Source organism: Dorea chungnamensis (assembly GCF_039832125.1).
Lineage (GTDB): Bacteria > Bacillota > Clostridia > Lachnospirales > Lachnospiraceae > JAFBIX01.
The window spans coordinates 97356-111795 of the sequence record NZ_JBDOHT010000001.1; the positions used below are offsets into that span (position 1 = coordinate 97356).

15 protein-coding genes are annotated in these 14440 nt (G+C 40.5%); 13 read left to right on the forward strand and 2 right to left on the reverse strand.

The annotated features are described in order from the left end of the window. Nucleotides 1-18: 18 nt before the first annotated feature. The 4 genes from xylB (at nt 19) to ABE613_RS00535 (ending at nt 5415) form a co-directional block, all read left to right on the forward strand. Nucleotides 19-1476: a xylulokinase gene (gene xylB / locus ABE613_RS00520; RefSeq protein ID WP_347375335.1), complete on the forward strand. Its 1458-nt coding sequence runs from the start codon at nt 19-21 to the stop codon at nt 1474-1476. A 140-nt stretch (nt 1477-1616) separates the two neighbouring features. After that, nucleotides 1617-2876, forward strand: a complete 1260-nt coding sequence (uraA, locus tag ABE613_RS00525; protein ID WP_347375465.1) for a uracil permease — start codon at nt 1617-1619, stop codon at nt 2874-2876. Nucleotides 2877-3096: 220 nt separating this feature from the next. After that, nucleotides 3097-3621 carry a DUF8052 family protein gene (locus ABE613_RS00530; protein ID WP_347375336.1) on the forward strand — a complete coding sequence of 175 codons (525 nt, stop codon included), beginning with the start codon at nt 3097-3099 and terminating at the stop codon, nt 3619-3621. A 60-nt stretch (nt 3622-3681) separates the two neighbouring features. After that, a complete protein-coding gene (locus ABE613_RS00535; RefSeq protein WP_347375337.1) occupies nt 3682-5415 on the forward strand; it encodes a carbon starvation CstA family protein in 1734 nt (577 codons plus the stop codon). 76 nt (nt 5416-5491) lie between these two features. Here the strand turns inward: ABE613_RS00535 and ABE613_RS00540 are convergent, their stop codons facing one another. Continuing rightward, nucleotides 5492-6286, reverse strand: coding sequence for an HAD family hydrolase (locus ABE613_RS00540; protein ID WP_347375338.1), 795 nt, complete (start codon nt 6284-6286; stop codon nt 5492-5494). A gap of 233 nt (nt 6287-6519) precedes the next feature. On the opposite strand from ABE613_RS00540, the gene ABE613_RS00545 reads away from it, so the two are divergent. Further along, nucleotides 6520-7671 (forward strand): PD-(D/E)XK nuclease family transposase, encoded by a 1152-nt coding sequence (locus ABE613_RS00545; protein ID WP_347375339.1) that lies wholly within the window; start codon nt 6520-6522, stop codon nt 7669-7671. 104 nt (nt 7672-7775) lie between these two features. Here ABE613_RS00545 and ABE613_RS00550 read toward each other — a convergent pair whose 3' ends face one another. Next, nucleotides 7776-8189, reverse strand: a complete 414-nt coding sequence (locus ABE613_RS00550; protein ID WP_347375466.1) for a dehydroquinate synthase/iron-containing alcohol dehydrogenase family protein — start codon at nt 8187-8189, stop codon at nt 7776-7778. On the opposite strand from ABE613_RS00550, the gene ABE613_RS00555 reads away from it, so the two are divergent. From ABE613_RS00555 to ABE613_RS00590, 8 genes are all read left to right on the forward strand, one after another. Next, the gene (locus ABE613_RS00555; RefSeq protein WP_347375467.1) at nt 8084-8338 is read left to right on the forward strand and encodes a EutN/CcmL family microcompartment protein; all 255 of its coding nucleotides are present in this window, start codon (nt 8084-8086) and stop codon (nt 8336-8338) included. The genes ABE613_RS00550 and ABE613_RS00555 overlap by 106 nt on opposite strands. Before the next feature lie 21 nt (nt 8339-8359). Further along, nucleotides 8360-9349 (forward strand): phosphate acetyltransferase, encoded by a 990-nt coding sequence (pta, locus tag ABE613_RS00560; RefSeq protein ID WP_347375340.1) that lies wholly within the window; start codon nt 8360-8362, stop codon nt 9347-9349. A gap of 154 nt (nt 9350-9503) precedes the next feature. After that, nucleotides 9504-9944, forward strand: coding sequence for a ribose 5-phosphate isomerase B (rpiB, locus tag ABE613_RS00565; RefSeq protein ID WP_347375341.1), 441 nt, complete (start codon nt 9504-9506; stop codon nt 9942-9944). 20 nt (nt 9945-9964) lie between these two features. Then, nucleotides 9965-10585 (forward strand): HAD family hydrolase, encoded by a 621-nt coding sequence (locus ABE613_RS00570; protein WP_347375342.1) that lies wholly within the window; start codon nt 9965-9967, stop codon nt 10583-10585. Between the two features lie 61 nt (nt 10586-10646). Continuing rightward, nucleotides 10647-12011: a dipeptidase PepV gene (gene pepV, locus ABE613_RS00575; RefSeq protein ID WP_347375343.1), complete on the forward strand. Its 1365-nt coding sequence runs from the start codon at nt 10647-10649 to the stop codon at nt 12009-12011. A gap of 43 nt (nt 12012-12054) precedes the next feature. Beyond that, nucleotides 12055-13128 (forward strand): M24 family metallopeptidase, encoded by a 1074-nt coding sequence (locus ABE613_RS00580; RefSeq protein ID WP_347375344.1) that lies wholly within the window; start codon nt 12055-12057, stop codon nt 13126-13128. Nucleotides 13129-13197: 69 nt separating this feature from the next. Continuing rightward, a complete protein-coding gene (locus ABE613_RS00585) occupies nt 13198-13959 on the forward strand; it encodes an N-acetylmuramoyl-L-alanine amidase (RefSeq protein ID WP_347375345.1) in 762 nt (253 codons plus the stop codon). Between the two features lie 116 nt (nt 13960-14075). Then, the gene (locus tag ABE613_RS00590; protein WP_235231661.1) at nt 14076-14318 is read left to right on the forward strand and encodes a hypothetical protein; all 243 of its coding nucleotides are present in this window, start codon (nt 14076-14078) and stop codon (nt 14316-14318) included. Nucleotides 14319-14440 lie beyond the last annotated feature (122 nt).

Consider the following 14440-nt stretch of genomic DNA (forward strand, 5'->3'; position numbering starts at 1 on the left):
GATATAGGAGGAAATCGTATGTTGTATATCGGAGTAGATCTCGGAACGTCAGCAGTGAAACTGTTGCTGATGGATGGAGATGGAAATATTAAGAAAATTGTTTCAAAAGAATATCCGTTATTCTTCCCACATCCAGGCTGGTCTGAGCAAAAACCAGAGGATTGGTTTGCACAATCTATAGAAGGAATCAAAGAACTGACTGCAGAATGCAATAAAGAAGAAGTTGCAGGAATCAGTTTTGGCGGACAGATGCACGGATTGGTAGCATTGGACGAGGATGACAATGTCATCCGTCCGGCTATTCTGTGGAATGACGGAAGAACAGGTGAAGAGACGAATTATCTGAACGAAGTGATCGGTAAGGATAAGTTGTCTGAGTATACCGCCAATATTGCATTTGCAGGATTCACAGCTCCGAAGATCCTATGGATGAAGAAACACGAACCGGAGAATTTTGCAAAGATCAGTAAGATCATGCTTCCGAAAGATTATCTTGCATATAAGTTGTCAGGTTCCTTTTGCACGGATGTATCAGATGCATCAGGTATGCTTCTTATGGATGTGAAGAATCGTTGCTGGTCGAAAGAAATGATTGATATCTGCGGCATCACAGAAGAGCAACTTCCAAAATTATATGAAAGTTATGAAGTCGTAGGAACTCTGAAACCTGAGATTGCAGCAGAGTTAGGATTTTCCACAGATGTAAAGGTTATTGCCGGAGCAGGAGATAATGCAGCGGCAGCAGTAGGTACTGGAACTGTTGGAGATGGAATGTGTAATATTTCTCTTGGAACCTCCGGAACTATCTTTATTTCCAGCAAGAACTTTGGTGTAGATGAGAATAACGCTTTACATTCATTTGCCCATGCAGATGGTAACTATCACCTTATGGGATGTATGTTAAGTGCTGCATCCTGCAATAAATGGTGGAATGAAGAGATCCTGAAGACAAAGGATTTCGCAGCAGAGCAGGCAGGAATTACAAAATTGGGTGAAAACAACGTATTCTATCTTCCATACCTGATGGGAGAGCGTTCTCCACACAACAATCCAGATGCAAGAGCAATGTTTATCGGAATGTCTATGGACACCACCAGAGAAGATATGACCCAGGCAGTGCTAGAAGGTGTTGCTTTCGGTCTTCGCGATTCTCTGGAAGTTGCAAGAAGTCTTGGCATTAAGATTGAACGTACCAAGATCTGCGGCGGCGGTGCAAAGAGCCCTCTCTGGAAGAAGATGATCGCCAATATCATGAATCTGAAAGTGGATGTCATCGAAAGTGAAGAAGGCCCGGCACTCGGAGGTGCTATGCTGGCAGCAGTAGGCTGCGGCGAATATCCAGATGTAGAGACTATTGCTAAGAAGATTGTAAAAGTAGTGGATACAGTAGAGCCAGAACCGGAATTAGTTGCAAAATACGAAGAACGTTATCAGAAGTTCAGAAAGATTTATCCAACTGTAAAAGAACTGTATTAAGTCAAAAGGGGACGTAGTATTTTTCAAAAATACTACGTCCCCTTTTTACCTTTTTTTGTTTCCTTCAGAGTAACATTATGTTAGAATAGTAGAAGTGTAAAATGAACTGAAAAAAGGAAATGTGATGAGGAGGAAACATGATGGAAAGTAGGAAGATCATCCAGATCGAAGACAAGGTACCGGTTCAATTATTAATACCCCTTAGTATTCAGCATATGTTTGCAATGTTTGGGGCATCTGTACTGGTACCATTTTTATTTGGCATCAATCCGGCAATTGTATTGTTCATGAATGGTGTGGGTACGTTGTTATTCATTGCCATTACAAAAGGAAAAGCGCCGGCATATCTGGGATCAAGTTTTGCATTCCTTGCGCCTGCAGGAATTGTTATCAGTGAGATGGGATATCAGTATGCATTGGGAGGCTTTGTTGTTGTAGGTTTTTGTGGATGTATTCTGGCGTTGATCATCTATAAATTCGGCTCTGATTGGATTGATATTGTACTTCCACCGGCGGCTATGGGACCGGTAGTAGCGTTGATCGGTCTGGAATTATCAAGCAGTGCGGCCAGCAATGCGGGGTTATTAGATGAAAAGATCAGTTCCGGTAATGTTATTGTATTTATGGTAACCTTGGGAGTAGCAATCTTTGGAAATATTTTATTCCGGGGGTTTTTATCGGTTATTCCGATTCTGATTGCGGTTATCGCAGGTTATGTAGCGGCGCTTTGCTGTGGAATGGTAGATTTTACCGAAGTAGCAAATGCAGCTCTTTTTGAACTTCCGAATTTCCAGACTCCGAAATTCAACTTAGAAGCAATTCTGATCATCCTGCCGGTTATTCTGGTTATTGCATCAGAACATATTGGACATCAGGTGGTGACTAGTAAGATTGTCGGAAAAGACTTGCTAAAGGATCCAGGACTTCACCGCTCCCTTCTGGGGGACAACCTCTCTACAATGATCTCAGGTCTGATCGGTTCTGTACCGACTACGACATATGGAGAAAATATTGGAGTTATGGCAGTTACTAAGGTATACAGTGTAAGAGTCATAGCAGGTGCAGCTGTATTGTCCATTGTCTGTTCATTTGTAGGTAAATTATCGGCACTGATCCAGACTATTCCGGGACCGGTAATTGGAGGAATCTCTTTCTTACTGTATGGTATGATCGGAGCATCCGGTATTCGTATCCTGGTAGATTCTCAGGTAGATTATGGAAAATCCAGAAATCTGATCCTTACATCGGTTGTATTTGTAACGGGCCTTTCTGGAATAGCCGTACAGTTTGGAAATGTACAGCTGACAGGTATGGTACTGGCATGTGTAGTAGGTATGATTTTGAGTCTTGTGTTCTATATTTTGGATAAGTTAAAATTGACGAACGATAGAGATGATTAAAAAGGAATAAGGTAAAATCTGTGGAGGAGCATATGCTCCTCCCTTTTCATTTCCCAATATGTCAATACTGACATCCATTTAATCTTTTGATTATCAAAAAAATTACAGAGTGCGCTCCAAAAGTATTGCAATTTGTCGAAAGAAGTGGTAATATGAATACTGTTTTGAAAGAAGAATTTAGCAGAGTAAAGTGATATAAGGCCAAAGGAGACCGATATATATGACAGGTGAAGATCTATTAGAGAGATTACTGAAATCTTATCAGTCAAGCTATGATATAGAAAAAGCCTATGATATCAATGGGGATATATATGATGCACATGCGAGCTTCAATGTGACCAGCGCAAAATATGTCCTTGTTAAGAAGGCAGAATTGTGGCGGGCGAATTGTTTTGAACATGTGTTTTTCCGGGTTCTTGACCAATTGAACGTTGAAGATATAGAGAGATATCGTGAGCAGGTTATTTCTTACATAGAACCACAATTAGTACGTGGCGGAAAAAAATGTCCGGAAAAAGATCATATGTATACTTATATGACAGGAATTTTCATCGCAGAGGATGGGGTTACAGACGAAGTCAAGAAGATGGTGAAACGATTCAGTTATGTGAAGAATTATCGCTTTACGATTCGAGGTTACAGTGAAGTGAGGCTGCTCGTCTTCGATCTGAAGAATAAAAAAATCTTTGGCAATCGTGCTGCCAAGGATCTGGTAAAAGGCTATAGTAAGGCTGGAGTCATCTGACCTTATTGGCATATAGACAAAACCATTATAGTCATAATAAAGGAATGAGGAGGAATTAAAATGAATGGTATTGCAGTATTAGTAATTGGCATTGCAATCCTTGTCGTTGCTTATCTTACATACGGCAAATGGCTTGCAAAACAATGGGGAATCGATCCATCAAGAGAAACGCCTTCACACACAGAAGAAGACGGCGTGGATTACGTTCCGGCAAAAGCACCTGTATTAATGGGACATCATTTCTCATCTATCGCAGGAGCAGGTCCTATCAATGGACCTATTCAGGCAGCAGTATTCGGATGGGTTCCGGTACTTCTGTGGGTATTGATCGGAGGTATATTCTTCGGTGCAGTTCATGACTTTGGTGCATTATTCGCATCTATCCGTCACAAAGGTCAGTCAATCGGTGAAGTTATTGCCGACACAATGGGTTCTAAAGCAAAGAAGTTATTTATTATCTTCTCTTACCTTACACTGATCCTGGTAGTAGCTGCTTTTGGCTCTATCGTAGCAAATACATTTATGGCAACTTATACAGAGAGCGGAGCTGTTGATTATGCGGCAAGTGCAGCAAATGCAACAACTGCTATGATCTCTATTCTGTTTATCCTGATTGCGATTGCATTTGGTTTTCTGGTATACCGTCGTAATGCCGGACTTGGATTATCTACAATCATTGGTGTAGCAGCAATCGTTATCTGTATGGCAATCGGATTAAACTGGCATCCAATCTACTTAAGCAACAAAGCATGGATGATTATTGTAGGTATCTATATTCTTGTTGCATCTGTTGCACCAGTATGGATTCTGCTTCAGCCACGTGATTATCTGAGCTCATTCTTGCTTTACTTCATGATGATAGTTGCAGTTGTTGGTATCATCGGCTGTGGTCTGACTGGCGGCGCGCATATGGATATTCCGGCATTCACAGGATTTGTAGATACCGTTGCTCCGACAGGAAGCTCTCTGGGATATATGTTCCCGGCATTGTTCGTAACAATCGCCTGTGGTGCAATCTCCGGTTTCCACTCACTGGTTGGATCTGGTACAACAGCAAAGCAGCTGAACAACGAGAAAGATGCACAGCCAATTGCATACGGTGGTATGTTGATCGAATGTGCACTTGCAATCATTTCTCTGTGTGCAGTAGGTTATATCTGGGCTAATTATGCATCAGGTGAGACCGTTACTCCTACCGTAGTATTTGCAACAGGTATCTCTAAGATGCTTGGTTCTATTCCAGGACTTGCAGGAACAGAAAAGATTGCTTACACGCTGTTAGTCCTTACTGTATCTGTATTCTGTCTGACATCCCTGGATACAGCAACGCGTCTTGCTCGTTATATGTTCCAGGAATTCTGGCTTGAGCCTGGACAGACCTACAAAGATGTAACTGGATATAAGAAAGTTCTTACAAACCCATTCGTAGCAACACTGATTACAGTTGTACTTGGAATTGGTCTTGGACTTACAGGATATGCAAATATCTGGCCTCTGTTCGGTGCTTCTAACCAGCTGCTTGCAGCACTTGGATTACTTGCAGTTGCAACATGGCTTGGAAAAGCAGGAAAGAACAACAAGATGTTCTTGTTCCCAATGGCATTTATGCTTATCGTAACACTTACTTCTCTGTTCTTCACATTGAAGTCTAACTTCGCTGGTATTGCAGCAGGAGTAGAAGGCGTTACTTGGTGTTATGTACGTGCAATCCTTGCTGCATTGTTAATGATTCTTGCAGTGATTCTTGCAGTAGATGGTATTAAGACAATGGCTAACCAGAAAAAAGAAGCTTAATTGAAGATATAAAGAAAAATAAAACTCTATGCAGATTGATAAAATCATTCGCATAGAGTTTTTTTAATAAGTGGAATTATTGATTTCCGTGTATGAGTTTGTCTAATAAACCGTACAACACTTTTTCCACAGAATCAGTAGTATATGTTGCAAAATCAGATATTCCCGGTGCTCCGGTGTTCATTGCATAACTGATACCGGCAAACTGTAACATCTCAGCGTCATTATATTGATCTCCGAACGCCATACATTCTTCTGGTTTTACATTAAAGTGGCGGGCAAGTTCTGCAAGTGCAGATCCCTTGTTGGCATTTGGAGCAATGAAATCAATCCAAGTATAACCAGAAGTAACAACCTTAATTTCATCAGAAAATAAATCTCGGCAATATGTCCAGATATCATCTGTTCCATTATAGTCACAGACGGCAATTTTTAGAAAAGGTTCCTGGATCTGAGATAAGTCATCAACGACGCATGTATTATAACATAAGCCATTTTTGACGTGATCGATAAATGCAGTTGATGTTGATTCGACATAACAAGTAGATTCACAGGGAAGAAGACAGTGGCAATTGCCGTATTCTTTTATTGCCCGAAAGATTCGTAGTCCAAGTTCTCGATCGATTAATCCTCTGGAAATAACCTTGCCATCAGAGATGCATAAAGAACCATTTTCTGCAATATAGGAAATATCGTCCTGAACCGGAGCGAAGATATTTCGTAAATTATAGTATTGTCGGCCGCTGGCAGCAATAAAATGTATATCCATTTCTTTTAATTGGCGTATAATGTCATAGATATTAGGATTCAGATTCTGACTCTCCTCTTTTAATAGGGTTCCATCTACGTCACTGGCAATTAGTTTGATCATATTATTCTCTCCTTGTAAAGTAAAACTGTTATTTTAGAACCATTTTTATTATATCTATGTCGCTGAAAAAATCAATGCTTTTCTATTTACAGGAAAAAATGGCTGTGTTATAGTATCACTACTTAAGATATTTCTCAGATATCTAGTTATTTCTCGCCGTAAGGCATCTTATTTTCGGAACTTTAGATCAAAGAATTTCCAATGAAAATTAAAAAACAAGTAGGAGGATGTTTATGAGTAAAACAACAGGACAAGTAGGCGTATTCGGGGATTTAAAGACCCGAGAACAGGTGATGCACGAAATCAGAAATAACCATACAGTATATGCAGAATTTCTTGATTTAAATGAAGATTTTCAAGAACATTTTGTGCAATTTTGTATGGGTATCAGAGGAGTAATGATGACTTACGATTCTTTTTTTAAAAAGATATTTGATGTAGAGACACATCCAGAGCGGTTATCAGATTTTATAAGTTGTATTGTGGGGAAAAAACTCAGAGTAAAAAGAGCGCTTCCCAAAGAACATTGTAGAATATCAGAAAAAGGTTCTCTCTTAATAATGGATATTCTTGCAGAGACAGATGAAGGAGAATTAGTAAATGTAGAAATTCAGAAAATCGGATATCTCTTTCCAGGACAGAGAGCAGCATGTTATGCAGCAGATATGATTATGCGCCAGTATGAACATGAAAAAAGTATCCGGGGCGAGAAATTCGACTATCGTGATATGAAAAAATCTTATACGATCGTTATCATGGAACATAGCAGTAAAGAATTCAAAGAATATAAAAATGATTATGTTCATCATGGGACCTGGAAATTCGATACTGGTTTACAACTGGAGTTGTTATCAGAATTTTATTTTGTATCGCTTGATATTTTTTTAGATATAGAAGATAATAAAAAGAAAGAAGATAAGATGAGTGAGTTAGAGACATGGCTATATTTTATTGGATCAGATAAGCCAGAACATATTCGAAAAGTATTAGCCAGTGATCTAAAGTTCAAAGAAATGTATCGAGAGATTGTATACTTTCGATATCACCCAAAGGAGGCGATACGGATGTTTTCAGAGGCGTTGAAAGTGCTAGATGAAAATACGACAAAGTACATGATTGAGGAAATGAGACAGGAGTTGGAAGACAATCTGCAAGAGCTGCTGAATGTTCAACAGAAATTGATGGAGACAAATGAAGAACTAACGGAGAAAAATAAAGAGTTAACAGAAAAAGGTAAGGAACTGATAGAAAAGGATAAGGAACTGACAGAAAAGGATAAGGAACTGACAGAAAAGGATAAGGAACTGACAGAAAAGGATAAGGAACTGGAAGAAAAGAACCGCGAAATTGAGAAACTACGCCAATTGTTATTAGAGAAAGAATAGATATAATACGACAGAGAGGCTGCACATCAATGGATGTGACAGCCTCTTTGCCGACTTTGTGTGCAGAAAAGTCATGACATCTTTTCTGCATGGAGGATACACTATTAACTATTATAAGCGTTTAAAAAGATAGATTTAATATCTGTGACAGATGCCTCTTTCGGATTATCAGAGATACAAGTATCATTGGTAGCATTCAAGGATAATGTAATCGTATCTTCTGGCCTAAAACCGAGAGATTTTAGTGATGGAATTCCAATATCAGAAGAAAGCTCTTTGATGAATTGGATTGCCTTTTCGGAGGCCTGATCACAGGTCAGATTTACAGTGTCGACTCCTAATGCTGCTGCGATAGCAGTATATCGTTCTTTACATTCTGAAGAATTGTATTCCATAACGTAAGGAAGTAAAACTGCATGATGATTATAAAGGTCAGAAACTGTTAATTGTTCGTGCGGTTGACCTAAATGGAGAATTATATGGTAATGAAATGGTTGTTTGCGATGGAGCAGATGCAGATGCGGGAATTGGGGACTATGTTTTGATTATTCAAGAAGGAGGTTCCGCGAGACTTGCGGCGCGTTGTGATCATTTGGGACCTATAGATCGAACTGTAGTTGCGATTATCGATACAATTGAAACTACAGAAGGTGTTTTGAATAAATAATCTTTGGGTGGAGGTAACAAAGTGAGTTTCATAGAACAAGTGAAGGCACGTGCAGCGAAAAAAAATTGCTTGATTGTTCTTCCGGAAAGTTATGACGAAAGAGTAACAGAAGCAGCTGTAAAGATTGCACAGGAAGGAATCGCACGAATTCTATTATTATCTGATAATGGAAGAAAGATGCCGAACCAGGAAAAAATTGAGCAATCCAATATAGAAGTGTTGGATTATAAAAACAGTGCAGATTTTCCGGTGTTTGTAGAAGCGTTGTGCGAACTGAGGAAGAAAAAGGGAATGACAAGAGAAAAAGCAGAGGAACTTTTAAAAGATCCCCTGTATTATGGAGCAATGCTTGTACGAGAGAAGAGGGTAGACGGAATGGTGGCAGGTGCATGTCATTCAACCGGAGATACCTTGCGCCCTGCACTTCAGATTGTGAAAACTGCAGACGGAATCAAGACAGTATCCGCGTATTTCCTTATGGTGGTTCCCGATTGTAAATATGGCAATGATGGTGTGTTCCTGTTTGCTGATTCTGGTCTGGTAGAATTCCCAGATGAGGAACAGCTTATGGATATCGCAGTGTCATCGGCAAAAAGTTTTGAACAGATTACAGAACAGGAGCCAATTGTGGCAATGTTGTCCTATTCTACCAAAGGAAGTGCCAAGAACAAGAGATTAGAACCAATCATTTCCGCCGCTAAAAGGGTAAAAGAAAAATATCCGAATCTTAAGATAGATGGTGAATTACAGCTGGATGCAGCCGTAGATGAAAAAGTCGGACAGATGAAGAGTAAGGGAAGCAATGTGGCAGGCAATGCAAATGTCCTTGTATTCCCTGACTTAAATAGCGGGAATATTGGTTATAAATTAGTACAACGATTGGCAAAGGCCGAAGCCTATGGACCAATCACACAAGGCCTTCGAAGACCGGTGAACGACCTGTCAAGAGGGTGCGTCGCAGAAGACATTGTTGGGGTAGTAGCAATTACATGTCTTCAGGCGGATAAATAAAAAGGGACACGGTAAATTGAATCTGGGACGGGGGTTTTTTCGTTTTCCCCCGTCCCAGATTCAATTTGCCGTGTCCCTTTTTTCAAAACCGTTGATATTCCTTAGGACAGCTATTATAATATAGAAAGAAAATAAAAAGATTGGAGACAATGCAATGAAAATTGGAATTGGTAATGATCATTCAGCAGTGGAAATGAAACAGGAAGTAGTAAAATATCTGCAGGAGTTGGGATATGAAGTTGTGAATTATGGAACGGATACTACAGAGAGTTGTCATTATCCGATATATGGAGAGAAAGTGGCGAGAGCTGTGGTTGCAGGAGAAGTGGATCTTGGAATATTGATCTGTGGAACCGGAGTGGGAATTTCACTTGCGGCGAATAAAGTGAAGGGTATTCGTGCGGTTGTATGTAGCGAGCCATATTCTGCGAAATTGTCCAGACAACACAATAACACGAACATTCTGGCGTTCGGTGCAAGAGTGATCGGTGTCGAGATGGCGAAGATGATTATTGATGAGTGGTTGAATGCAGAATTCCAGGGTGGACGCCATCAGGACAGAGTCAATATGATTATGGCTATTGAAGAAAAATAGCAGACAGGTGAGATGTTGATATGGACGGAATAATATTTGATCTGGATGGAACGTTGTGGGATTCTACGGAAGAAGTAGTAAAGTCATGGAAAAGAGCGGTCTGTGAACAAACCAATCTGGATGTCACGCTGGAAGTAGAGACGTTGGTAAGAGAATTTGGTAAACCGATGGATGTGGTCATTAAGAATACTTTTCCAGAGTTAAGTGACGAGGAGAGAGCAAGCCTTACAGTACAATTGTTTCGATATGAGAATGAGTGGATGAAGAAAGCACCTTGTAAGTTATATCCTCATATGAAGGAGACGATTCAGAAGCTTTCGAAGAAGTATCCCCTGTTTATTGTAAGTAATTGTCAGGCAGGGTATATTGAAGCCTTCTTGGAAAATACAGGACTACAGGAGTATTTTGCCGACCACCTGTGTCCTGATGATACGGGAAGATTAAAGGCTGATAATATTAAGATCATTATGGAGCGAAATGGCATCGAAGAAGCCGTATACGTGGGAGATACACAAGGAGATGCGGATGCCTGTAAGGAAGCAGGGGTTCCTATGGTGTATGCGGCATATGGGTTTGGCAACGTAGAAGATGAATGTGTGACAATTCAACAGTTTGACCAGCTATTAGACTTATATGAATAACAAAAATTGAGTGCGCAAAGAGTGTACTTGAGATAATAACAAGAAGAGAGGTAAAACAACAATGAGTTATGAAAGACTGAATGAGAAAGTCCTTGAATTGAAGGATGAGATGTTGGACAGCATCCGCGAGAGCGTTGCAATCTGCAGCGTGAAAGGGGAACCGGAGCCAGATGCACCTTACGGAAGGGAAGTAAAACAGGCCTTGGATCATGCCCTGGCACTTGGAGAAAAGCTGGGATTCAAGACGGGAAATATTGATAATCGAGTAGGTTATGTTGAGTATGGTGAAGGCGAAGAGATGGTCGGCGTTCTGGGACATCTGGATGTTGTTCCGCTTGGGGAAGGGTGGAGCCATGATCCGCTTGGATGCGAAGTACAAGATGGAAAGATGTACGGACGCGGTGTGCAGGATGATAAAGGTCCAACGATTGGAGCATTTTATGCGTTGAAAGCAATTAAGGATCTGGGACTTCCGCTTGACAGAAGAATCCGTGTGCTGTTCGGATGTGATGAAGAGTGCGGTTCTTCCTGTGTAGAACATTATATCAAGGTTGGCGGAGAACTTCCTACTATTGGATTTACACCAGACGCACAGTTCCCTGCAATTTTCTGTGAGAAAGGTCAGACTTTCTGGTATATTTCTAAAAAAATCGAAGAAGCACCTGCAATTAAAGTATTGTCTATCGAAGGCGGTGTGGCAAAGAATGTTGTAACACCGAAGTGTACGCTCGTTGCAGAAGGTGATCTCGTTGTAGAGGAAAAAGATTATATCCAGGTCGAGAAAAAAGACGGAAAAACAATCGTAACTGCAGAAGGTCTCAGCGCTCACGGAAGTACACCGGAACTCGGTAAAAATGCAGCGGTTCGTCTGTTTGATGCGTTGAAAGGAAATCATTTTGGCGGAGATCTTCAGAAGATGATTGATTTTATCATGGAAAAAGTCGGCTGGGAGACGAATGGCGCTGCTCTTGGAATTGCATCTGAAGATGAGGAGACCGGCAATACGACTGTAAATCTTGGAATGATTAAGTATGACGGGCAGGAGCTTCAGTTTACACTGGATATCCGTTATCCAAAGAACATCTCAGAGGAGACTGTTGTTGCAAATGTGACGAAAAATATCGAAGCTTATGGGCTTGAAGTGGAAAATGAACTTCACAGTCTGTTATATGTTCCGAAGGATTCCGAGTTGGTTCAGAAGCTGACAAAGGTATATTGTGAGGAAACTGGAGATACTGATGCACAGCCAATCGCAATCGGAGGAGGAACCTATGCAAAATCATTTGATAATATGGTGGCATTTGGACCGATCTTTCCAGGCGAAGAAGAAGTAATCCATGCACCAAATGAGTTTGCAGTGATTGATAATCTGGTACGTTCTATCCAGATTACGGCAGCAGCTATGTACGAACTTGCACAGAAATAATACTTATATAGAATAATATTCACATAGAAGAGGAGAAACTGAAATGAACGAGAGAATTAGCAGAGTATTGGAAAAAATGGAACAGAAAGGACTGACCCAGCTGATCGTATCGGATCCACTGAGTATCCGTTTCCTGACGGGAATTATGGTAAATCCGGGAGAGAGACTATATGCGCTGTTACTTAGAACGAATGGAAAGCATACGTTATTCCTGAACTATCTGTATTATGTATCAAACACAGGCTTTGAGGAAGTATGGTTCAGTGATATGGATGACCAGATTGGCGTTCTCATGGAGCATATTGATACAGAAAATACGCTTGGCATTGATAAGACATGGCCGGCTCGTTTCCTGATTCCGCTTCAGGAGCGTTGTCCAAATATGAAGACAGTATGGGGATCTGACTGTGTAGATGATGTCCGTGCAGTAAAGAATGAAGAAGAGATTGCAATCATGAAAGAAGCTTCTGTGATTAATGATTCTGTTATGGAAAAAGCAGCAGCATTTATCAAAGAAGGAATGACAGAGAAGGAAATTGCAGATTATATTGATTCTGAATTCTTTGCAGCTGGAGCAAGCGGAGTAAGCTTTGATACAATCGTATGCTTCGGTCCAAATGCCGCAGACCAGCATCATACACCGAGTGATACCAGAACTCTGAAAGCCGGAGAATGTGTGCTGATCGATATGGGTTGTGTATGGAAGGGCTACTGCTCAGATATGACAAGAACATTCTACTGCAAATCTGTTGACGATGAACAGGCAGCAATTCATGATCTGGTGCGCACTGCAGTTGAGAAGGCTGAGGCAGTGATCAAACCGGGCGTTCGTTTCTGTGATATCGATGCGCAGGCAAGAGATCTGATCGATGAGGCTGGATACAGCGAATACTGGAAGATTCGTCTTGGACACTTTATCGGACAGGAAGACCATGAGTACGGAGATGTAAGCCCAATTAATAAAAATGTTGCAGAGCCGGGAATGATCTTCTCTATTGAGCCAGGAATCTACATTGAAGGAAAATACGGTGTACGTGTAGAAGATCTTGTACTGGTAACAGAAGATGGACATGAACTTCTGAATGCAGTTGATAAGAAGTACAGAATCGTAGGATAATACATATTTAACATATTTTAATTTAAGGCATATCTTAACATGAAGAATATTATTTCGGAGTGTAAAGATATGCCTTATTCAATTATGTTAGATGCAGGCCATGGCGGACGTGATTTTGGGGCTGTATACAATGGGCGTCGGGAAAAAGATGATAATCTACGTCTGGTACTGGCAATCGGAGAGATTCTGCAGAATAATGATATTGATGTAGAGTACACGCGAACAACGGATGTCTATGAGACTCCATATGAAAAAGCAATGGAGGCTAATAATGCAGGAGTGGATTTCTTTATTTCGATTCATCGAAATTCATTTCCAACAGATAATGAAGTGTCAGGAGTGGAAAGCCTGGTATACAGTCTTACAGGATTGAAATATCAGATGGCGCAGGAGATCAATGAACAATTAGAGACGATAGGATTTGTGAATCTCGGAGTCAAGGCGCGGCCGAATCTGGTCGTGCTTCGTAAGACAGAGATGCCGGCAGTACTGGTGGAAGTAGGATTTATTAATTCAGATATAGATAATCGGCTGTTTGATGAGAATTTCGAAGAAATCGCACAGGCAATTGCATCCGGCATTTTGGATACACTGAATTTTGCAGGTGTGATACAGGAGAATAATTACCGTGTCCAGGTGGGAGCATTTCGCAATCGTACTTATGCAGAAAGATTATTAGATGAACTGATGGAGCAGGAATTCCCGGCTTATATTAACGATTCTGGACCATATTATCGTGTCCAGGTGGGTGGATATGAGAACTTGAATGAAGCTGCCGATATGGAGCGTCGCCTGAAGCGGGCTGGGTATCCGACAGTAATTGTAAAATGAGTTAGACCAGAATAGATTTTACACAAATTTTTCACGAATATTTTTGGAACTTAACATTTTTTTCTTATAATGCACTTGAAAGAGAAGTAGATAGTGAGCTTTTAGGAGGATTCGTGATGAGAGAATTATGGAACGTTGTTAATAAAATATTTGGTGAAGATTCTGCGATAGGTGCATTTCTGGCGGTCAATATTATCTGCTGGACCATAGGAACATTGGTGTTGGGGCTGGTATTTTGTGTGATAACAGGAACGGTTGTAGGCACATGTATTACCAGACTTATGTGCGCGGCAATTTATGCAGGAATTATTATGGGACTTTTCGGGGGAATATTTTTCTTAATGCGTAGGCAGTCATAATTTAAATTGAGATTTTTCATTCATAAATATAGTTGTGATAGTAAAAAGGGCTGGTTTTGAGTAGAATTCAAGGCTGGCTTTTTTTGACGTAACAAAGAGACTATGTTAAGATATTTCTGAAA

Bases quoted from the DNA above. Each gene is read 5' to 3' on its own strand.
- xylB (WP_347375335.1), top strand. From the start codon at position 19: ATGTTGTATATCGGAGTAGATCTCGGAACGTCAGCAGTGAAACTGTTG.
- ABE613_RS00540 (WP_347375338.1), bottom strand. From the start codon at position 6,286: ATGATCAAACTAATTGCCAGTGACGTAGATGGAACCCTATTAAAAGAG.
- rpiB (WP_347375341.1), top strand. From the start codon at position 9,504: ATGAAAATTGGAATTGGTAATGATCATTCAGCAGTGGAAATGAAACAG.
- pepV (WP_347375343.1), top strand. From the start codon at position 10,647: ATGAGTTATGAAAGACTGAATGAGAAAGTCCTTGAATTGAAGGATGAG.
- ABE613_RS00580 (WP_347375344.1), top strand. From the start codon at position 12,055: ATGAACGAGAGAATTAGCAGAGTATTGGAAAAAATGGAACAGAAAGGA.
- ABE613_RS00530 (WP_347375336.1), top strand. From the start codon at position 3,097: ATGACAGGTGAAGATCTATTAGAGAGATTACTGAAATCTTATCAGTCA.
- ABE613_RS00535 (WP_347375337.1), top strand. From the start codon at position 3,682: ATGAATGGTATTGCAGTATTAGTAATTGGCATTGCAATCCTTGTCGTT.
- uraA (WP_347375465.1), top strand. From the start codon at position 1,617: ATGGAAAGTAGGAAGATCATCCAGATCGAAGACAAGGTACCGGTTCAA.
- ABE613_RS00590 (WP_235231661.1), top strand. From the start codon at position 14,076: ATGAGAGAATTATGGAACGTTGTTAATAAAATATTTGGTGAAGATTCT.
- ABE613_RS00545 (WP_347375339.1), top strand. From the start codon at position 6,520: ATGAGTAAAACAACAGGACAAGTAGGCGTATTCGGGGATTTAAAGACC.
- ABE613_RS00570 (WP_347375342.1), top strand. From the start codon at position 9,965: ATGGACGGAATAATATTTGATCTGGATGGAACGTTGTGGGATTCTACG.
- ABE613_RS00585 (WP_347375345.1), top strand. From the start codon at position 13,198: ATGCCTTATTCAATTATGTTAGATGCAGGCCATGGCGGACGTGATTTT.